The sequence below is a fragment of the Candidatus Competibacteraceae bacterium genome (assembly GCA_016713505.1).
Taxonomy (GTDB): domain Bacteria; phylum Pseudomonadota; class Gammaproteobacteria; order Competibacterales; family Competibacteraceae; genus Competibacter_A.
On the sequence record JADJPA010000001.1, the window covers coordinates 1658352 to 1679421 of the forward strand.

Annotated in this window: 15 protein-coding genes; 7 read left to right on the forward strand and 8 right to left on the reverse strand. The window is 61.2% G+C overall.

Annotation, left to right across the window (positions count from 1 at the left end; genetic code table 11):
- Positions 1-71: 71 nt before the first annotated feature.
- The 4 genes from IPK09_07540 to IPK09_07555 all read right to left on the reverse strand — a co-directional run bounded on the left by IPK09_07540 (position 72) and on the right by IPK09_07555 (position 6114).
- The gene (locus tag IPK09_07540; GenBank protein MBK7983468.1) at positions 72-317 is read right to left on the reverse strand and encodes an FHA domain-containing protein; all 246 of its coding nucleotides are present in this window, start codon (positions 315-317) and stop codon (positions 72-74) included.
- A 107-nt stretch (positions 318-424) separates the two neighbouring features.
- Positions 425-2431 (reverse strand): protein kinase, encoded by a 2007-nt coding sequence (locus IPK09_07545; protein MBK7983469.1) that lies wholly within the window; start codon positions 2429-2431, stop codon positions 425-427.
- Positions 2432-2733: 302 nt separating this feature from the next.
- Positions 2734-4830, reverse strand: a complete 2097-nt coding sequence (locus tag IPK09_07550; protein MBK7983470.1) for a serine/threonine protein kinase — start codon at positions 4828-4830, stop codon at positions 2734-2736.
- Between the two features lie 474 nt (positions 4831-5304).
- Positions 5305-6114 (reverse strand): hypothetical protein, encoded by an 810-nt coding sequence (locus tag IPK09_07555; GenBank protein MBK7983471.1) that lies wholly within the window; start codon positions 6112-6114, stop codon positions 5305-5307.
- Positions 6115-6477: 363 nt separating this feature from the next.
- Here IPK09_07555 and cysE point away from each other — a divergent pair, with 363 nt between their 5' ends.
- The 3 genes from cysE to IPK09_07570 are packed head-to-tail and all read left to right on the forward strand — an operon-like array spanning position 6478 to position 8057.
- Positions 6478-7305 (forward strand): serine O-acetyltransferase, encoded by an 828-nt coding sequence (cysE, locus tag IPK09_07560; GenBank protein ID MBK7983472.1) that lies wholly within the window; start codon positions 6478-6480, stop codon positions 7303-7305.
- Positions 7306-7312: 7 nt separating this feature from the next.
- On the forward strand, positions 7313-7720 hold the full coding sequence (locus tag IPK09_07565) for an iron-sulfur cluster assembly scaffold protein (protein MBK7983473.1): 408 nt from the start codon (positions 7313-7315) through the stop codon (positions 7718-7720).
- Positions 7721-7733: 13 nt separating this feature from the next.
- A complete protein-coding gene (locus IPK09_07570) occupies positions 7734-8057 on the forward strand; it encodes an iron-sulfur cluster assembly accessory protein (protein ID MBK7983474.1) in 324 nt (107 codons plus the stop codon).
- Positions 8058-8141: 84 nt separating this feature from the next.
- Here the strand turns inward: IPK09_07570 and IPK09_07575 are convergent, their stop codons facing one another.
- A complete protein-coding gene (locus IPK09_07575; protein MBK7983475.1) occupies positions 8142-9908 on the reverse strand; it encodes an alpha amylase C-terminal domain-containing protein in 1767 nt (588 codons plus the stop codon).
- 292 nt (positions 9909-10200) lie between these two features.
- On the opposite strand from IPK09_07575, the gene IPK09_07580 reads away from it, so the two are divergent.
- The gene (locus IPK09_07580; protein MBK7983476.1) at positions 10201-10521 is read left to right on the forward strand and encodes a hypothetical protein; all 321 of its coding nucleotides are present in this window, start codon (positions 10201-10203) and stop codon (positions 10519-10521) included.
- A 47-nt stretch (positions 10522-10568) separates the two neighbouring features.
- On the opposite strand, the gene IPK09_07585 is transcribed toward IPK09_07580, so the two are convergent.
- From IPK09_07585 to IPK09_07595, 3 genes are read right to left on the reverse strand one after another with little or no spacing between them, the layout of a single operon-like run.
- On the reverse strand, positions 10569-16313 hold the full coding sequence (locus IPK09_07585; protein MBK7983477.1) for a hypothetical protein: 5745 nt from the start codon (positions 16311-16313) through the stop codon (positions 10569-10571).
- A gap of 40 nt (positions 16314-16353) precedes the next feature.
- Entirely contained in the window at positions 16354-17034 is a 681-nt protein-coding gene (locus IPK09_07590; GenBank protein MBK7983478.1) for a PspA/IM30 family protein, read from the reverse strand.
- Between the two features lie 49 nt (positions 17035-17083).
- Positions 17084-17737, reverse strand: a complete 654-nt coding sequence (locus IPK09_07595; GenBank protein ID MBK7983479.1) for a hypothetical protein — start codon at positions 17735-17737, stop codon at positions 17084-17086.
- A gap of 324 nt (positions 17738-18061) precedes the next feature.
- On the opposite strand from IPK09_07595, the gene IPK09_07600 reads away from it, so the two are divergent.
- The 3 genes from IPK09_07600 (at position 18062) to IPK09_07610 (ending at position 21055) form a co-directional block, all read left to right on the forward strand.
- Positions 18062-18736 carry a Uma2 family endonuclease gene (locus IPK09_07600; protein MBK7983480.1) on the forward strand — a complete coding sequence of 225 codons (675 nt, stop codon included), beginning with the start codon at positions 18062-18064 and terminating at the stop codon, positions 18734-18736.
- On the forward strand, positions 18733-19533 hold the full coding sequence (suhB, locus tag IPK09_07605; protein MBK7983481.1) for an inositol-1-monophosphatase: 801 nt from the start codon (positions 18733-18735) through the stop codon (positions 19531-19533). Before IPK09_07600 ends, suhB begins: the two co-directional genes overlap by 4 nt.
- Positions 19534-19702: 169 nt before the next feature.
- Entirely contained in the window at positions 19703-21055 is a 1353-nt protein-coding gene (locus tag IPK09_07610) for a two-component sensor histidine kinase (GenBank protein MBK7983482.1), read from the forward strand.
- The last annotated feature ends 15 nt before the right edge of the window (positions 21056-21070 follow it).

Genomic DNA, 21070 nt, shown 5'->3' on the forward strand with positions numbered 1-21070 from the left:
CCGAAGTAGCCTTATTCAAACTGCGATAAAGAGGCATTGCTCACACTCCAGTCAAAATCCGTCATCCGGCCTCAATCGTCACCGATGCGAAAATGCAAACGCACCTCACCCAACTCCACCACATCACCATTGCGCAGAATTTTTACTCGAACTCGCTGCCCGTTGACCCAAGTGCCATTGGTCGAATCCAAATCGCAAATCTGGAAGGTGCCATCCGGTAGGTGATAGATTTCGGCGTGATAGCCCGAAACTGAATCGTTTTCGAAAAAAATATCGTTTTCAGGAGACCGCCCCACCCGACACAAGGGCGAACGCAGGCGAAGGTGGCCTTTTCCTACCGAATCAGTACGGATAAAACGCGCCTTTACCAATAAGGCTTCTGGTTCCCGGCCATGTCGGCGAAAAAATGACCATTTGGGAAATTTCATTTTTGATTGAATCCAGTTGAGTCCGGTGATCCCCAAGGACTGCTGACGCTTGCGCTACCGACTGGCTTTTCCTTGAGCGGTGGCTCAGCTTTGCCATAACCCAATTGCGCGACGTCCCGTTTTCGGCCGGCCGAACGGCGCGGGCTGCGTGGCTGGGGCGGCGCGGCTGGCTGCCGAACGCTCAGCTTGTTCGCGTTTGAGGTTTTTACCGATAACTTCGCGGGCGAGCCAGTTCCGGCCTTGATCGCAGAGACGGCGCCAGGGGATATTGGCGTCAAAAATTCGCCGGCCGTTCCGCCGCCGGGTTCTAAAGGGCGTTCGGCGACCGGTGTTTCGACCGGCTTTGGCGACCCGGTCACGGCGGTCGGCTCAGGTAACGGTTTCGCGGCGGTCTCCGTGGATACAGCGGGGGACGCCGGCGGCTCGGGCAATGCGGTCGGTATCGGTCCTGCCAGCTTTGGGTCCGAACCCTGGTCGGGTAGCGCGACCGGCGGCGATATCGCCGCTGCGCTTTTCGAAGCCCGTGCCGAATCCAACACCTCCGCCGGCGCGAGCGGCGGTGCTGGCGGCAACGGGGTGGTCAATTCCACCGTCAAGGGTAACGGGCCAGAACTCGTTTGAGCGGTCGCGGCCTCCGGCGCGGCAGTCGTTGGTGGCGTTGCAAACCCCGGTTTGGCCACTGGTTCAGGCGCTGTGGAACCGCGCACGAGCGAGGGTGGCTGGACGGTCGCGGCGGCGGCGCCGCTCGAAGGGCTCGAATCGGGAACTTGCGACGGATGTGTCCGAGCACTCAACGCATGATCACGCGAGAGGTTTTCTTCAGAACCCGACCAGGAAGACCATAACCACACAAACGCTAAAGCCACCAGCGCCAACGCCAGGACCGAACCCCCAACCACCAAGTTCGACAACGAAGAGGGCCGTCGGATCGAGAAGGAATCCGGCGGTTGCAGCATTTTGAGCCGGTGGTTGGGCGGCTGCTCGCCGTGATCGAGCGGCGGCAACAGATTCAAGCCGTCGCTGCTGGTAAACGCATCGATGACCGGGGTCGAAACCGGTTCGACGGTACGAGTTTGTTTCGGCGGCTGGGCCGACTTGCGGCCAGCTCCCACTAACGACCCCAGAATCACCGTTTCGTCGCCATCCTCATCCAGCGCGGCCTGGAAGTCGGTGACGGTGGGGAAGCGCTGTTCGGGCTGGACGGCCAAGGTCCGGTCGATCGCCTCCAACAGGCTGGCGCTGTAGCGCCCGGCCGCCGCCTGCGCCGCCGGCTCCAACCGGTCCTCCAACAACCGCTCGGCCGCCTCCACCGGCGCTCGCCCCGTCACGCAGCGATACAGCACCGCCCCCAGCGCGTACAGATCGGTCCAGGCACCGTAGCGCTCGCTGCGGGTGGTGTACTGCTCCGGCGGCGAGTACCCCGGCGTGACCAAACTCGTCATGCTCCGCCCTTGCTGGCTCACCGCTTCCCGCGCCGCCCCGAAATCAATCAAAATCACCCGGTGGTCGTGCGCCCGAATGTAGAGGTTGGACGGCTTGATGTCCCGGTGCAGAAACCCCTGCTCGTGCACCGTCCGCAGCGCCGGCAACACGTCTTCCAACAGCCCCCGCACCTCCGCCTCGTCCAGCGTCTCCCCTTCCCCCAGCACCGCGCTCAGCGGTTGCCCTTCCTCGTAATCCATCACGATGTAGGCCGTCCCGTGCGCCCGAAAGTAGCGCTTCACCCGCACCACGTACGGATGCTGCACCCGCGCCAGCACCCGCGCTTCCTCCAAAAATCGCTCCAACCCCCACAGATAACAGGAGATATGGCCGTCGTTGCCGCTGGCGTCATCGCCTTGGGTGTTCGCATAGACGGTCACGCCGTCGCCGTCGCGAAACGACCAGCCCAGGGGGAAATACTCCTTGAGGGCGACCCAGGTTTCCAGCAGCGTGTCCCACGCCTTGTAAGTCACCCCGAAACCGCCCGCCCCCAACACACAATCAATCAGGTATTCATTCAAAATACATCCCGACGCTAAGGTATTAGCGCGTCGGATGTTATTTTTTGCTAGCGTGTCTGGATTAGAGGTGCTGATCATCAAAGCAACCTAACGGTAGCGCGAAACGAAAGATCAAAGCTCAACGTTTCGGAGTCTGTCTGCCATGAATGACGTTTATACATGATTTGTGCCATTCATGCGGCTGCTCGCACGGTTGTCCATTCATAGACTGCAACCGTACGTAGGTCATTCTTTAGAGCCACGCTCTCCGACTCCAGTTTCCGATCGCTCAAACTACCGGCGAAAAACCGCTGGGAACAATCTCATTTTTGATTGAACCCCGTACGGGTGGGCGGCTCCCATGGGTTGCGAACCGCTCCCCATTTCCGCCAGAACTTGGCAGCAGGTCGAGAATTGGCCACTCGGGATCGAGACCAAGAGCGGCTTCGGCCTGCTTCCCGTACGGACGGCGCATGGAGCCGAACAAGTACTTCGGTGCGTTGCTGAGAGCGGCCTGCATCGACGGGTAGCAGCTGCTCCTTGGCTTCTGGCCGTGTTATCGCGCTGATTCGCGCCTTGACCGGTCGAATAGTAGGACCGGGTGAAAGTACGGAGATGGACTGACTGATCGGCTTCAAGGCGCTATTGGGCACAAGAGTGTCCATTGAAGGGGGCTGTGCCAACCTCGCTGAATCGGACGGACCCGCCCAATCTAAAGGAGGCGGCGCCACCAACGCTGTATCGGGCTGTAGCTCTCCCTCTGAATGGGGCTGGCCCGCCCAATCAGTTCCTTTCGGGAGCGGCGCCGGATTCATCGCCCGTTCTTCAGCGAGTTGCAACAGCACGGGCTGCTCCTCGACCGTCGGCGCTGCGTCGGGCGGAAGCTTCGGGGCAGCAGCTTCTGAAGCCCTCTCCAAGCGGGCGGACGGTATGGCCAGCGAAGAATGATTGGCGAGCAAAGGCTCCCTAGCGGTTGCTTTCGCTAGAAGCGCCCCATCTTGCGTTACCGAATAAGACAGGGGAGGCTGCTCCTCGCGCGCGGTCGCGGACGGCAGCCCGACGAGCTTCACCGCCAACGACGCCAGCAGCGCCACCGCCACCAACCCGCTGCCGAGCAAGACTTGCGACCATTGTAACCAACCGGACAGCTCGGTTTCGGCTAAGGATCGCGGCGCCTTCTGCTTGCGGCGGGCGGGCGGAAAGTCTCGGGTAAAAGCCTGGAAAGCTTTCCGGCCTTTACCTGCGGGATTTTTTTCGACCGATGCGGCCGCTGGGGGTCGAACGAAAAGCGGTGGGCCCGGCTCGACTCTTTCGAACCTGCTTTTCAAAAAGAGAGTCTCGTCACCATTAGCAACTCGGCCCAAACCTCTCAAGGCGGCCTGGAAGTCGGTGACGGTGGGGAAGCGCTGTTCGGGCTGGACGGCCAAGGTCCGGTCGATCGCCTCCAACAGGCTGGCGCTGTAGCGCCCGGCCGCCGCCTGCGCCGCCGGCTCCAACCGGTCCTCCAACAACCGCTCGGCCGCCTCCACCGGCGCTCGCCCCGTCACGCAGCGATACAGCACCGCCCCCAGCGCGTACAGATCGGTCCAGGCACCGTAGCGCTCGCTGCGGGTGGTGTACTGCTCCGGCGGCGAGTACCCCGGCGTGACCAAACTCGTCATGCTCCGCCCTTGCTGGCTCACCGCTTCCCGCGCCGCCCCGAAATCAATCAAAATCACCCGGTGGTCGTGCGCCCGAATGTAGAGGTTGGACGGCTTGATGTCCCGGTGCAGAAACCCCTGCTCGTGCACCGTCCGCAGCGCCGGCAACACGTCTTCCAACAGCCCCCGCACCTCCGCCTCGTCCAGCGTCTCCCCTTCCCCCAGCACCGCGCTCAGCGGTTGCCCTTCCTCGTAATCCATCACGATGTAGGCCGTCCCGTGCGCCCGAAAGTAGCGCTTCACCCGCACCACGTACGGATGCTGCACCCGCGCCAGCACCCGCGCTTCCTCCAAAAATCGCTCCAATCCCCACAGGTAGTTGGATAAGTTATCATCGATAGCGCGGCTTCCGCCCTGGGTATTCGGATAGACGGTCACGCCGTCGCCGTCGCGAAACGACCAGCCCAGGGGGAAATACTCCTTGAGGGCGACCCAGGTTTCCAGCAGCGTGTCCCACGCCTTGTAAGTCACCCCGAAACCGCCCGCCCCCAACACACAATCAATCAGGTATTCATCCAGCAGATGGCCCGGCCATAGGGTATTGATGGGGAGGCTTCGCTCCGCGAGCCTCCCCGTCGGTACGATCGTGGAGCTAGTCGTGTCGATCATATCCATCCTCAAGCCGGCGCACTTTTCCTTCGCGCGATGCCGCAATGAGGGCGGGCCGGCTCGACGGTCGGGATTCTTGGCTAGAGCAACTGGGTAAGCAATGTCGATCATGGGAGTGCATCCGTCGTGACGCGGAACGGAATACTAAAAATCCACGCTGCGAGGCGCGCGCGGAAATGGGATGACATTACGCATACTATTCATCATGCAGCCACATTGCCGACAGAACGTTGCACGCCCTATAGCAAGCTGGCACGCAACCTCAGTTCGACCGACTATCATCCGGATCGCCTGAGCATAAATCCAAAGTCCTGAATTGAGGCTGAATAATCTGCTCCAAGCGCTGAATACAGGTTTTATCGGCCTGCCGCATGGATCGGTTCGAACCATCGTCCGTTACAGTATTCTTCTTTTGACTGAATCACACTGATTTTGCCGGACGCGGCGTAAATGAACGGGCCAAAAGTGTAAACCTTGGGCACTGTCAGGCGCCAACCTTCACTATTGAGCTGACCAGAAACCGCCCGAAAGGTTTCGAAAATCCAAATCCGCACCGCTGGGGCGCCCTTAGCCTCTCAAAAACGCTCAAAGTTGTTCGTGGTATTTCTGGAGATGCTGCGTCTTGGCTTGCCCGGCCCAATCGTCGCGACGGATGCGGCCCGCTGCCTTGATCGCGGTTTCAAGCCGAGTGATGTCCGCGTCGTTCAAGGCGGCCAGTTGCCGATAACTGAAAATGCCTTGGGCTTGCAGTTTTTTCTCCAGCGCTGGGCCGATGCCGTTGATCGATTTCAGGTCGTCGGGTTGGACGGAAGTCGCCGCGCCAGCGGGCGGAGCGGGCGCTTTGCCTGGATCGGCTCCTGGAGTCGTTGGCGGCTTGGCGGCAACCGGAGCGCCGGCGGGCGGCGCCGAGACCGCGGCGGACGTTGCGGCCGCGAGGGTTTTTGGCGCTGGCTCGGCCGCTGCCGGCTTGACGCCAGCCGCTGTGCTCGCTACCGATTTTGTTACAGCATCCGGTTGCTTTCTTTCCCGGCTGGCGCGCGCGAATTCCCCGCCGCGCCGCAAAACCGCAAAATACTCGTCCCACCACTGATTTTGCGTTTGGACCCAGCGCTTGAGCACCTCCTCCATCTGCTGGACCCAGGCGGTCATTATTTCCGGCGAACCGTTTTCCTGGGCGACCTGCTTGACCCACCGCTGCACCCAGGACGCTTCCTGCGATAAGGTTTTTCTGACCGCCGATTCCCAAACCTCCAGATTCTTAAGATAAGTTTCCCGCCACGTTTCGATTCCCGTCGGCGGTTTGAACGGCACGGCCGAACACAGACTGTCCCAAAGACGCCTCTGGGCCTCGGTCCAGGTTTTAAAGATATCTTCATTGATCCACGGCTTTATCATCGCTAACGTCCTCCACGTTCAACCTATCATTCAACCGCCGACCCCAACTAGGATCAGTTCAAGATCGCGGAGAGTGTTTATGAACATAATCATAGGACTGCAAGACCGTAGAAGCCAGATTTTCTTGTTCGAAAACCACTTTAACACGATAGCGCCACCCGAAGGCTGGAAAACTGGCTCGACGCTCGTGGCCTGAGCTGGCGCCATCCGCCTTGCCGGTAAGAGGCGCCTCCCTCCGCTTCAGCAGGCGGGGTCCAACCGATCATTATTACGGAGATTCGCCGAGAAGCCGATATAATCCCTTCCCTGCCGTCGCCGCTCGATGCAGCGATTTTCTCACTTAGCGTTCTGGATGGGTTGTTTATGGTGTTTTGGCAACGTCTGCGCGAAGACATAACCTGCGTATTCGACCGGGACCCGGCCGCGCGCACCGTACTTGAAATCTTGACCGCCTATCCCGGCATCCATGCCATCCTGTTTCATCGCATCCACCATGCTTTATGGAACATGGGCCTTAAATGGCTGGCGCGCTTTCTGTCGGCCATCAGCCGCTGGCTGACCGGTATCGAAATCCATCCGGGCGCTAAAATCGGCCGCCGCTTTTTCATCGACCACGGCATGGGGGTGGTGATCGGCGAAACCACCGAAATCGGCGACGACTGCACGCTCTATCAAGGCGTTACCCTGGGCGGCACCAGCTGGAACAAGGGCAAACGCCATCCCACGCTCGGCAACAACGTGGTGATCGGCGCTGGCGCTAAGGTGTTAGGCCCGTTCAAGGTCGGCGACAATGCCCGCATCGGCTCGAATTCGGTGGTCATCAAGGAAGTGCCGCCGCACGCCACGGTGGTCGGCGTACCGGGTCGGATGGTCGAAGCGGGCGAAGCGGGTACGGACGTGCGCCGCGAAATCGCTCGCAAGCTTGGTTTCGACGCGTATGGGGCCACGCCCGACCTGCCCGACCCGGAAGCGCACGCCATCAACCAGATGCTCGATCACATTCAATCGCTCGACTCCACCATCCACCAACTTTGCCAAGCGTTGCAAGAGGCCGGTATCAATCCTGGAAAATTGTGTTTGGCCGAATTGAAAGGTTGTCAATTGCATTCCGCCGCCAGCAAAAACGGCTGGCCCGTCGCAGCGGACGATAGCACGGCCAAAGCCGAGCAAAACGCCAAGGCATCGGTCTGAAACGACCATGCTGGAATTAAGCGCCGCCGCCCGAGAACACTTCGAGCGCCCGCGCCATGTCGGTGAGTTGGCAGCGCCCGCGCCCCTGATCGCGCGCGCGCGCGTGGGCGAACCCGCCAGTGGCGATATCCTGCAATTGCAGTTGCGGGCGAGCGCTCAAGGCATTATTGATACCGTTCGCTTCAAGGCTTATGGCTGCGGCTGGTTGATCGCCTGCGGTTCCCTGTTGAGCGAGCGTCTCGAAGGCCAATCATTGGAACAGGCGCGGCACTTTCGCCACCATCATCTGGTCGAAACGTTGGAAATACCGCCGGCGAAATTGCATTGCGCCGTGCTGGCCGAAACCGCGCTCAAAACAGCCTTGCAGAACCTCAGCGACGCTGGCGCATCTGAGCTTAAACATCCGCTTGCTTGAGAGGAAAACATTCATGACGATCACTCTGACCGAAAAAGCCGCCGCTCGGGCCCGCGACCATCTCGCCAAGCAGGCCAAAGCGCAGGGGTTGCGGCTGGGCGTGCGCAATACCGGCTGCTCCGGCTATATGTATACCGTCGGGCTGGCTGACACGATCAACACCGATGATCGGGTCATCGAATCGCAGGGCGTCAAAATTGTGGTCAGCGAGAAAAACTTGCCCCTTTTAGATGGCGTGGAGGTGGATTACGCCAAGCAGGGGCTCAATGAGGGGTTTCGCTTCAACAACCCCAACGCCAAGGAAATGTGCGGCTGCGGAGAGAGTTTCAGCGTTTGAAGCAGCGTTTGTTTTACGCGGGCTTGGTTGCGAGGTCCGCCCGGCGTCTGGCGATTGCCGGGCGGATTCGCGAGTTCCAACCGGCTAACGATCCATGCTGTAGATCAGCATACTGTAGGGCCCGATGCCGATAATGCTGTGGGCGTTCAGGCCATCGCGCGGCCCGTCCCAGGCATCGACATCGCCGCTGGCAAAGCCGCCGAAATCGTCGCTGTAAAGCGTCGCATCGCTGTTGAAGCGCAGCCGCCACCGCCCGGCCATCGGCATACCGATGTAATAGCCTTCCTTCGGATGATGGCTCATATTCACGACTACCACCACGTCATCGCCCGGACCATGCTGGTCCCAGCGCTGGAAAGCGATGACGTTGTCGGCATCGTTGACGTGATAGATGTTGACAAATTGCCCGCACAGGCCGCGACTGATCCCCGCCTCGTTCAAGCGCAGCAGCACCAAATCGCGATAGAGGCGGACGATACCGTGGAATTGGTCATTCTTGTGCCATTCCAGCGGCACATCGTCCCGGAACCATTCGCCTTGGAGAAATTCCTGGCCCTGAAAAATCATCGGGATACCGGGAGAGGTAAAGACCAACCCCGCCGCCAGAGTGGAGCGTTTTTGCGCGTACCAACCGGTCGGATCGCCGGGGTTGACTTCCTGCGGCACGCGGGCCTTGCCGTTGGCCACTTCGTCGTGGGATTCGCTGTAAATGATCCGCCGGAACGCATCGCCGCTGTAGGTAAAGCCGATGGCATCCCGCACCGCGTCCATCGAACGCCACTGGTCTTCCGCCAGGATCACCGCTTCGCGGATCGGATGCACGAAATGCGCGTCCCATTGCGCGTGGTAGCCGGCACCGCCTTCCCCCGGCGATTTGGTGATCCATTCATTGCCGCGCAGATCCTCGGCAATGGCGATGCAACCGGGGAACTGGCTCCGAATGTCGCCGTTGATCCATTGCATCAAGCCCCAACCTTCGGGGATATCGTCGCCGCCGCCGCCGTGGATGCTGCGAATGTAAAGGGTCATATCGTAGCGCAGTCCGTCCACGCGGTAGTCCCGCAGCCACATTAGAGCGTTGTCGTGGATGAACCGGCGCACCTCTTCCCGACCATAATCGGGCCGCGTGTCGCCCCACGGCGTCTGGGAGCGATGGTCGTTGTAAAAGTAGATACCGCCCTTCTCGTTTTCGTGCCAGCCATCAAACCGCCACAAATCGAGATCGCTGGGGCCAAAATGGTTGTAAACGACGTCCAACACCACCGCAATGCCCCTTCGATGCGCTTCCCGCACGAAGGTCTTGAAACCGATGGGCCCTCCGTAGGCGCTTTCCACAGCGAAAATGTTGGCGGGGTTGTAGCCCCACGAGTAGTCGCCGGCGAACTCCGCGACCGGCATCACCTGAATCACGTTGACGCCAAGGCGCTTCAAGTGATCCATCTTTTCCAAGGCGAGGTCGAAATTACCGGGTTTATCCTGGCTCTTGACGAAAAAAGAGCCGATGTGCATTTCATAAATGACTAATTCATTGTGGGGCGGAAGCTGGTAGTCAACGCCTTGCCAATCGAACGAGCCCACATTGTAAACCACGCCGTGGCCGACGGAATTGGTGACTTGCCGGGCGTAAGGATCGATGCGCTCCATCCTCATATCACCATTTTGAATCAGATACTTATAGCCCTGGCCTACCTTGGCTTCAGCGATGTCGGCATACCAGTAACCTTTTTCCTCCAGGGTCATGGGATGGGCCGTATCGGACCAATCGTTAAAGTCGCCTTTGACGTAAACCTGGTTGGCATGAGGCGCCCATACCCTGAAGGCGACGCCGCCCGGATGCGGTAAGGCGCCCATGCCAGGCTGGATTTGGACAGGCTCGCCGCTGTTGGTGGCGGTGGTTTTTTTGGTTTTTTCGGTCTTAGTGGGCTTAGTGGGCTTAGTGGGCTTTTCGGGTTTGACGGATTTCTTGGTCTTATCAGTCATGCTCCAATCTCCTCACGAGCGAATAATAAAAAACGAGGCCAGCCGCCACCTCTGCCACCTAGTCTAGCGGGTCACTTACGCTAGTACAGGGAAAATTCACGGCAGTGCCAGCAGCTAGCTTCTTGACCGGAGAGCCACGGGGCAAAGCTGACAACCACCATGAATGGAAAATGCAGGGATCGGGATTTTTCTTGAGATTCCAGACCGGCGGCCCTTCAACACAATGAGCCGCCAGCGGATTCAAAAACCAGCGTCGGGCGAAAAAGCGTCTACCCGATTAACCTCTGAAGAAGAAAAGCCACAGCAAGATCACCACAATCCCTGGCACACCCAACAGCCACAAGATCAATGGCGGCAATATCCTGCCTTCCATCCAGCGTTTAATCTTAAGCGTCTGCTTCATAAAGTCATCCTCACGCAAATTTTCCAGATGAACTGTCGATTGCAGTTTGGCAATGGTTTGACTTTAACAATATTTTTATAGTTCACCGCTCATGCGGCCAAATTTCATAAGCCGCGTTACGGACAAGTTCATTCCCACGCCGCCAAATCGGCGTACATGATCCGAATCCGCTGCATGATCTCCTCTCGCTTGAGATTGAACAGCACCATGCCGACGGTGATCAGCGCGCCCAATCCAATCAGAATCAGCGCTCGGCTCAAATTCTGCTCGGGGTAAAAGCGGATCAACTGCCCGGCCACGTTCAGCACCAGAAACGCCACGCCAGCATAGAGGAAGGCACGCACCCGCAAGGCGATGCCCAGTATGACCCCAGCCAGCGCCAACCCTAGCGCCAGCACGAACACCCACAATTCCGGTCGCAGAAATACATCCAGCCCCACCCCGGCGTACAGCGCGCTCAAGGCCGCCAAGCGCGTGGCGTTCAACACGCCCGGCCGTAATTCTCGCCGGTGCAGATGCACCAACGCCAGCACCGACACCGCCGCCGGGATGATGTAAAACTGCCACAAGCCATAACGAGCCGCCCACAGTGGCGCCCATAGATAGATCGCGCCATTCAACGCCAATACGCCCAGGTACAGCGGCAGCGGATTGCGCAGCGTTCCGGCCAGTGACAGATACAGCACGGCGGCAGCCAGGAAGGCTCCTCCGGTCCAGGATGAAGCCAGCTGCCAAGGGGCCGTCGCCAGCGCCAGCAACGGCAACACCAAGGCGAAATGGTACAGCGGCCGGGATGCGGTAAATCGCTGGAGCAAAAACGCGGCATAAGCGGCGACCATCAGCGCGGTGGTGTCGGCGACCGTGAACGGCGTCAAACCCAGTAGCACCAAGCGACCGTAAGCCGCCAACAACCCCATCAACAAGGCGGTCGCGTAAACCCAGTTCGGCTCTTGCGGCCGTCGCCACCCCCGCACTCCAGCCAGTCCCGCTAACAGCAGGAGCGCCGCGCCCGCCGCCAAGGGATCGATGGTCGCGCCGAAACGCCAAGGCGTCGAACCCCAGCCGCCCTGATACGCCAGCACGACGTAGCCATGTAATCCCAGCCACAGCAGGCCCAGCGACAACAACCGAGGTAACGCTGCTGCAAGCGTCCGCTCGACCTCATAAATCCGGCTAGCTCGCCCTTCCTCAACTTCAGTCGCCACACCGTTCAGCCACGCTTCCAACCGTGGCCGCACCGCCATGAGCGCCAGCAATAGGACTACCGTCTGCAAAGCGTACCAAGGAGCCAGCCCAACCAGCGAAACGCTTGCCAAGCCGGTCGCTCCAGCCAGCCACACGGTATAGCTGGCGATCAACGCCAGCAGCAGCCCCAGTTTCAAGCGGATCGCTTCGCTTTGCCACCAGCCCTGCGCCAGCAGGACCAGCGCCAACACCAACAGAGTCGCGGTGATGGCGGCCCACTCGAAAGCGGTCATCACGAACAGCAGCGCAAGGATGGCGACAGGCAACGCGGTCAACCACTGCGCCAGCGCCTCCCGCCAAATCGCCAACCGACACGACCCATAGCGCCAAACCAACAACAGCGCGCCATCCCACAGCGCGACTGCAAGCGGCAGCCAGACCGGCGCCAGCCTCAGCATCAGGAACACCGCGCCCGCCAACACGAACGAGGCCAGCAACAGTCCATGAGCTTGCGGCCAGCGCCGGCGCAGCCAGAACGCATGACCGGCGGTCGCCGCCAGCAAGAACGTGACCGCGACCAACTCCCAAGGCAGCGGTTCGGAGCGGGAGGGACTCCAAAACAGCCCCAACTCCAGCCACCCTAAGCATCCCAAAACCACCAGCAGCGCCGCGAAAGGCAACCAGAACAACGGTTCCGCCAAACCGTTTTGCCGCCAGCCCAGCCAGCGCGCCAGCGCCTGACCCTGCCGCTGCCAGAGCGGGGCCAGCAAGAACAAAGCATTGATCCAGAGCAGCGCGCCGACGCAGCCGCTCGCGACCACTCCATAACCGTTTACCAGGGGATTCCACCCCGTTGCACCATTGCCGGCCAACAACCCGCTGACGGTCAGCGTCGCGACCGCCAACCAAGCCATGCCCGGCCAGGCCGTATTCCGCAACAGCAGGAACAAGTAGGGCGTCAGGGCCGCCAAGGCGGCGGCGAGCGACAAAACACCCGTCGTAAAGCCGAGTACCGAACCGAGCAGGACACAGGCCAACCCCAGCAACGGCCAGAACTCCGGCGCGACCGCCCAACCCGGCTGACGGGCATTCCAGCGTGGCAACAACAGGTTGCCGTCGAACCACAGTGCATAACCCCAGCCAACCGCCATCCAGATTTCAGTCGACCACGCGAAATCCGCCCAGCCCGCCAAACTCCAAGCCAACGCACTCGACAGCAGCGCCAACCCAAGGCCGCGCCACGCCGGTGCGTTCGGCCACGGCCGCGCCACCGGAAACAGCGCCAGGCACAGCAGCGCCAGCAATACCGGTAGCCGCACATCGCCCGCCAGCCCCCCCAGCAAGGCGCCGGCCAACGCCAGCAGATACAACAGAGTACTCGACCATTGCAACGGGCTGCGCCAATACCCCAGCGGCGCGGCTTTCTCCGACTCCAGACCCAGCCGGGCCAGCGCCATGCCCGCGCTCAACAGCCCATTCAGCAGCGGCTGTCCGAGGCCCAACCAACCGGATGAAACCCAGCCGCCCTCCAGCAACCAAGCGGTCACCGTCAGCGTGACCAAGGCCGCGTAGGCGTGTCGCTCCGAACGGTAATGCCAGCCCGCCAACAGGAACAGCAGCAGACCGAGCGCCAGCGCCGGCAGCAGCTCCAGTACCGGCGATCCCAATAACGCCAATGACGGACCGGCCGCCACCGGCAGCGCCGCGACCAAAAAGGCGCAACCGTGCAGGCTTTCCTCGACCAGCCGGCTGCCGCCAGCGCCGCCGGGAACGGTGAAACCCAAGACCTGCGCCAATCGTTGCGTCGTGGGCTGAGCCAACAGGGCAACAGCCACGCGCCAGACCAGCAGGGCGTAAAGTACCGCCGCCGCGCCCAGCCACGGCAGCGTAAATCCAATCCGCTCCAATCCAACCAACAATCCCGCCAATCCCAGCGCAAACGGCAATGCCATCCAGCGGAACAGATGGAAATAGCCGACCAGCAACCAGCCGGTCACCACACCCAGCCCCGCCGTCACCGGCCATGTTGCCGAGAGGCCGCCGGCCAGGAAGCGCAGGCTGAGTTGCACCAGCCCGACCGCCCACAGCAAGGCCATGGCCTGTTCCAGCGGCTGTCGGACCAGATCGGCCAGAGCGAGTGAAGCAGGCTCAGCCACCGCAGCGGACAGCGCACTGTCGGTCCCATCAGCCAATAACGCGCGACGCGCTCGCAACCGCCAATCCAGACGCCACAGCAACACCCATAGCGCCGCCGCCAAAACAAACTCGACCAAACCGGTTCCCGGCGCTGGGAAATAACCGTGCTTGACCAATATTCCAGCCCCGCTGGCGCAAGCCAGCACCCCGTAGAACAACGCCTGCCAGCGTAAGCCCAAACTCAGCCACGACAGCAGCGCGCCCGCCTGCACCAGCAACAGGATCGGCTCCAGCCGGCCAAGCAGCGTCGGCCACCGCATCAAACCGGCCAGCGCGAGCGCGAGCAGGACATTCGCCAGCGCGCTCGTCACCCACACCCGGCGACTGCTGGCCGATTGCCGGGAATCGTGCAAGCCCAGCACCGTCCATAACGCCGCCAGCGCCAGCCAGCCGTAAGCCGTCCGCATCGCCCAATCCAGTCTGAAACCGCCCGGCAGATAAGCCATCGCCACGGACGCCAGCACCACCACGCCATAACCGGCGTAGCTCCAGCGCGGTTCGGCGTCCGGGAGTTCCAGCATCCAGCGCAAGGCGAAATAAGCCAGTCCAGCCGCCGCTAAAAAGGTCGCGAAGCCCAACCAACCGGACTCGCTCCACCACGCGCTCCAAGCGGCGACTCCAACCAGCAGCAGGGCGAAAACCGCGAAACATGGCAAGGCGATGGCCCGCCAGCGCGAGCCCGCCCAACGACCCAACGCCACCAACCCCAGCAGACCCGGCTGGCTGGCCAGCCCGTGCCAAGCCGGCGGCAACCCGTGCAGCAGACTGAATCCATACAAGCCGGCGACGCAGCCAAACAGTAGATACAGCGGCGGCAAGGTCCGATAGCGCCACGTCATCCAGCCGTACAGCAGCGCACCCAAGAACAGCGTCAGCAACAATGGCGCCATGGATTGAAACGCCACCGCCACCGCCACCACCGACAAGCCGTAGAGCACGAAAGTGAAGCGGGACAGGAAAGTGTATTTGTTGACCCATTCCTTGAAAGCGGCATCCACCGGCACCAGCAGAGCGCACAACGCCATCAAGAACGGTCCCGCATAGCCGCCCGGCAAAGGCTCCGGCCACAGCCAAGTCAGATGAACGAACGACACCGTCGCGGTATAGACCAACATCCCGGCGGCGTAGTAGGTGGTCAGCCGTCGATCCACGAACAACCGCCGCAGCCACTCGTTCGAAAAAGCCCACAACCCGTAGCCCAGCAGCCCCAGCAACAGCGCGTGCAACAGCATCAACACCCGCCAGTCCGGCGCGAATCCGGCCAGCGGCGCGGCCAGTTGCAGCGCGCCCAACCCCGTCAACAGCCAGGCGTAGCGGCCCAGCAATACCCGATCCATCAGCGCGCTGCTCAGATTGGCCGCCCAGGCGAAAGCGGCCAAGGTAGCCGCCGTCACTCCAAGGCCAATGACCGCCAACAGCGGATCGCCACGGCTGGCGACCGCCAGACGCACGGCGACCGCCAGCACCAGCGGGGCCAACAACATCCCGAATGTCAACAACATGCTGCTGGCGACGGACAGTTCCGGGCGCTTGCGGCGGAACTGGTAACCGGCCCAGATCAGGAAGGCGCTCGCGCCGAACAAGCTGGCGAAGACCACCAGGGCGTTGATGAAACCGGAAGTAGTGGCGATCAGGAACAATGCGCCGGCGATAAAACAGAAGCCGCCGACGAACCAGCCGACGTTCTGCGCCAGAAACGGCGCGATCAACTTCGGCCAGCCGGATATCGTTTGCAGCGCCTTTTCCAGTGGACCGGGCGGCCTCGGACGCCAGTCGTCAGCCTCGGTCACTTCAAGTTCTGGGATCGACCGTGGCGCTGGTGGCGCCAGCGGCGCGGTCGGTTGTGGGAGTGGTTGCCTGATGAGCGGCTCGGCCGGGCTTAGAGCGCGAGATGCGGCAAGGGACGATGGTGCTAGCGGCTCCAGCGGAGCGACCGTCCACGCCGCCGGAGCCGGCGACGGCATCACCGGCGGCGTCTTCTCGGAGACGGCCGCGGGCGGCGGCGCTCCAGCAACCCGCGGAGCGGGCGGCGCTGGAGCGGCTGTCGACCACGGCGGCGGCCCCGGCGGGTCAGCCGCCGCTTGCGCTAACAGCAGCCATCCCAGCGCGCGACGGCGCTGCCAAAGCTCATTACCCGGCTGCGCGCCGCCCGCGCCGAGATGGTTCTCCCACAATCGATCTAGCTCATCCGCCAGTTGCCGATGGCGGCCTTCACTCAGTTCGCCAGAATCCAGCAGCCGCTGCAACTCCAAGCGCAACAACGTTAGATTTTCTAGGTCGATCGATGCGTAGCGCGACTGGTCACCGGCCATCGCCACAATCGGCGGCGCTGGCTCGGATGGCGCCAGCACCGACGCGCTGGCGCCTTGGGTGACGGCCAAGCGGCCCCGCAACATCCGCACCTGATGCCGGGCGACGATAAGCGCAATCAGAAGAATGATCGGCGACAGCAGCCACAACCCCGCCAGCAGCAACAAGAACGTCCAATCCATAGGGAAAACCGCCTTTTAACCGTCGCTCCACGTCTTAAGTTCAATGCTTACCCAATAACGCTTCCTGCTTGAGCGCCGCCAGCTCCGCCTCGACTTCGCTGTTGACTTCCATCTTCAGAAATTCCCGTTCGATCTGACTGTACTGCCCGTACAGCTCCTCGCGCGCCTCCATCCGCGCTTCCATCTCATCTACCTTGCCCGCCATCCGGCCGAGCGAGTTATTGAGATCGAGGCCGGTCTGGAAGCGGTCGTAGACCTGATCCATTTGCCCCCGCGCTTGCGCCGCGCGCTGCCGCGCCACCAGACTGCCTTTCTTCAGCCGCGCCTCCTCCAGTTTCATTTCCAGCGCGCGCAATTGGGTCTTGAGCCGTTCGCTGGTGCGTTTGGCCGACTCCCAGGAGGTTTCCAGGTTGGCGACCACTGCATCGTGCTCTTTCTTGCGCAGCAACGCTTCCCGCGCCAGCGCCTCGTTGCCGGATTCCAGCGCCCGGCGCGCTCGACCGTGCCATTCCTCGGCCTGACGGCGTTGATTTTCCAACTCCTTGGCCAACTGCTTTTCGCTGGCCACGGCGTCGATCACCCCTTCACGGGCGCTGTTGATATTCTCCTCCATCTCACGGATGAGTTGCTTGATCATCCGCTCCGGATCTTCGACCCGATCCACTAGATCGTTCAGGTTGGCACTGATTACATCGCTGATGCGCTTGAACAGATTAGCCATATTAGCCTCCAAAGAGTGACAGTTTATGAGAATAATAGCGTGAGTATAATCAGGAATATATGTCTTGAACATTGTTTAATTTAATTTTCGAAAAAAATCCGCCAAACGGCGGATTGAAATAGCGCTCAATCTTGCTGTTGACGGCGACGGCGACCATCTCCGGCATCATCGTCACGGTTGCGCTTGCGACCTTGACCTGCATCGTCACTGTCACGATTGCGCCCGCGGCCACCACCGGCGGCGTCATCGTTCCGACCTCGGTTGCGCCCCCAATCGTCATTGCCTCGCCCGCGGCCACCACCGGCGGCGTCATCGTTCCGACCTCGGTTGCGCCCCCAATCGTCATTGCCTCGCCCGCGGCCACCACCGGCGGCGTCATCGTTCCGACCTCGGTTGCGCCCCCAATCGTCATTGCCTCGATCACGACGGCCGCTCTGACCGTCATTGCCCTCACCGCCGCCGCGCCCGCGATTACCCATCCGGCTCTGCCAGTCATCGCCATCGCCACCGGAACTACCGCTGTCAAAACCGCCACTTTGCTTGCGACCACCTGTCCGGCTCTGCCAGTCATCACCGCTGCCACTGTTGCGGTGGCCTTGTCTGCTTTGCCCATCGTTACCAGCGTCGGAACGATTGCGTCTGCCGGAACGCTCGCGGTCATCCCTTCCATCGCGGTCACCGCGCGGAACGTGCTCCATGACATCGCCCACCGGAGTTCCCTTGAAGACCTCCTGCATCAACCTGAACGGAAGATCGTCTCCCGCTCCCCTGGCGGAGACCGCCACCGGAGCCGAGACCATTAGAGTCGCCACCGATAGAACCAGTACCTTGATATTCATGAGTTTGCCCCTGTCCCAGTTAAATATAACGCCGTATTAATTCCTGCCCTTGACCACAAAACAATAGCAGTTAACGGGCTGGTGTGCCGCCCTATAGCCACGCTTATGACGACGGGTGTCACAGAACCTTGCAAGTGCGGTTTGTGGCACCATGCTTTGCAAGCCATCACCTGTGAAGGCCACCTCTTATCCCTGCTTCTCAAACCCCATCTGACCCCGAGGATAATCTGGCCCTCGAACGCAGCGCCGACTTCAAGAGCGAATTTTTCGATGGTGAAATCTTCGCCCCGACGGCGGCCAATGAGTCGCATAACCTCATTGTGACTAACGCAATACGCGAATTGAGCTTTCAGTTCAAAAAATTTCTTTGCAAAACTTATACCAATAACCTGCAAGTCCAGGTTGATCGGAGCGGGTTGTGCAGCGGCCCGGACGTGGTGGTGGTTTGCGGCAAGGCCCAGTTCGACGACGCCCAGCTCGACACCTTGCTGAATCCGACCCTCATCGTCGAGGTGCTGTCGGACTCCACCCAAGCCCACGACCGGGGTCGCAAGTTCGAGCAGTACCGCAAGCTGGAATCGCTGGCCGAATACGTGCTGACCGCGCAAAACCGCCCCCATATCGACGCGCACCGACGCCGGGTCAAACCAGGAATGGTTGCTGGCGGAATGCGACGGTCTGGACGGGGTGTTGCGCTGGCCATCCAGCGACCGCACGCTGGCGCTGGCGGCGATTTACGACCAGGTGGAATGGCCGACCACCTGAAACGCCCGACGTTCGAGCGGGTTCCAGTCTGCTATCATGGCGCGCTCGCGCCGGATACCCCGGCCCCTGTGTTATCAGAACGATCCGACCCGCCATGAATCCAGTTTTACACATCGCCCAGCGCGCCGCTCTCAGCGCCAGCCGTATCCTGCTGCGCCATTTCGATCACCTGGAACGGCTCAACGTCACCACCAAACAGCGCAACGATTTTGTCAGCGAAGCCGATGTGCAGGCCGAGCGCGAGATCATTCAAACCCTGCGCAAAACCTATCCCAATCACGGCATTCTGGCCGAGGAAAGCGGCGAACAACCCGGCCAGGACGAGTACGAATGGGTGATCGATCCGCTAGACGGCACCACCAACTTTTTGCATGGGATCCCTCACTTCGCCATCTCCATCGCTTTCCGTCACAAGAAGCGGCTGGAAGCGGCGTTGGTCTACGACCCGATCCGCCAGGAGCTATTCACCGCCTCGCGCGGTGGCAGCGCCCAGCTGAACGACCGACGCATCAGGGTCAGCGGGGTCAACGCCCTGGAAAACGCCTTGCTCGGTACCGGCTTTCCGTTTCGCCATCCCCAGCACCAACCGGCTTATCTGAATGCCTTCGGCCATTTGTTCGGCAAATGCGTGGAAATCCGTCGCGCCGGAGCGGCCTCGTTGGATTTGGCCTACGTCGCGGCGGGCCGGCTCGACGCCTTCTGGGAGATCGGCTTGAAACCGTGGGATCTGGCGGGCGGCGCGCTGCTGGTGCAAGAGGCTGGCGGTTTGCTCAGCGATTTCGGCGGCGGCAACGACTTCATGAAAACTGGCAACATCGTCGCCGGTAACCCCAAAATGTTCAAAGCCTTGCTTCAAGAGATGCAGCCGCATCTGACGCCGGACTTGGCCCGTTAGCCGCACGGGGCACAGCGCCGGCGTCCGCGGCGCTCGGTGCGGGCCGGCCGCGGCCCCGGCGCGGACCCGTGCCGGGCGCTCACTACCTAATGGAGTAGTTTTCCCGGTGAATAGGCTATTTCTTGAAGTATCCTGAACCCTTGGCGACCGGTAATGGATGGAAAATCTGATGACGGAAGCAGCGACGTCCAAACCTTACAATCTGTTGCGCTCTTTTTCCATTCTCAGCCTGTTATCCATCGTGGCGATCAGCGCGATCTCAGCCGCTTTGCTGGCGCGGTTCCTGCGGGACAATCTGCTACAACGAGACGCCGTGGTTACGATGCAATTCGTGCAAGGCATCGCCCAAACGCAAAACACCAGCGTTTATTTCACCGAACAGAATTACGCCAAGCGCAAGGGACCGCTGACGGATTTCTTCAACCACATCGCCCACATGCCGGATGTGGTGCGCGCCAACGTCTACTCGCGGCAACGGATCGTTCTTTGGTCCAACGAAGAACACATGATCGGCCAACAATTCAAGGACGATAACTTGGAACTGGATCGCGCCTTGGCGGGCGAACTGGCGCTGGAAACCGGCCAAGTCGATCATCCGGCCAAATCCGAACACATTCTGTTCGCGCCGGACGTCGATCAATTCGTGGAAAACTACATTCCGATTCGCGACCCGCGCGGCGGCGAGGTCGTCGGCGTGGTCGAAATCTACAAGCTGCCGCGCGTGCTGATGCAGACCATCGCCAAGGGGACACGTCTGGTCTGGCTCAACGCCTTGCTGGGCGGCTTGCTGATTTACGGCGCGCTGTTTTGGATCGTGCGCCGCGCCAGCCTCACCATTCAATGCCAGCAGCAAGCCTTGGTGGAAGCGGGAAAATGGGCGGCCATCGGCGAACTGGCGGCGGCGGTGACCCACAGCTTGCGCAACCCCCTGGCCTCGATCCGCTCCTCCGCCGAACTGGCGCGCGAGGAACAGAACCCGGCGATCCACGAATACCTGACCGACATCATGATCAAAGTGGATGAGCTGGAAAAATGGGCGCGCGAATTGCTCATTTATTTCTATCAACCCGGCGACACGCAGAAGACCGCGCCGGTCGCCACCGTTTTACAGACCACTCTCGATAGTTTTGCCCGGCGCACGCAAAGCCAGCGGATCCAAGTGGAGCTGGCGCTGTCCGAACCGCTGCCGACCGTGCAGGGCGACCCTCAGTTGCTCGTGCAAGTGCTCAACAGCCTGATCGCCAACGCGCTGGAAGCGATGCCCGACGGGGGCCGGCTGCGGATCGGCGGCGAACGCCGGGAAGACCGCTTTACCTTGCATTTGAGCGACACCGGCGCCGGTATTTCACCCGATCGCTTGGCCGAGGTCTTCACGCCGTTCATCACCCATAAACCGCAGGGCCTGGGGGTCGGTCTGGCGCTGGCGCGCCGCATCGCCCAACGTTACGGCGGGCAATTGGACTTGCGCAGCCAACCGGGCAAAGGCACCACCGCCTCCTTGCAATTGCCGATAGTCCGGTAAGCTACCCGCGTTCCG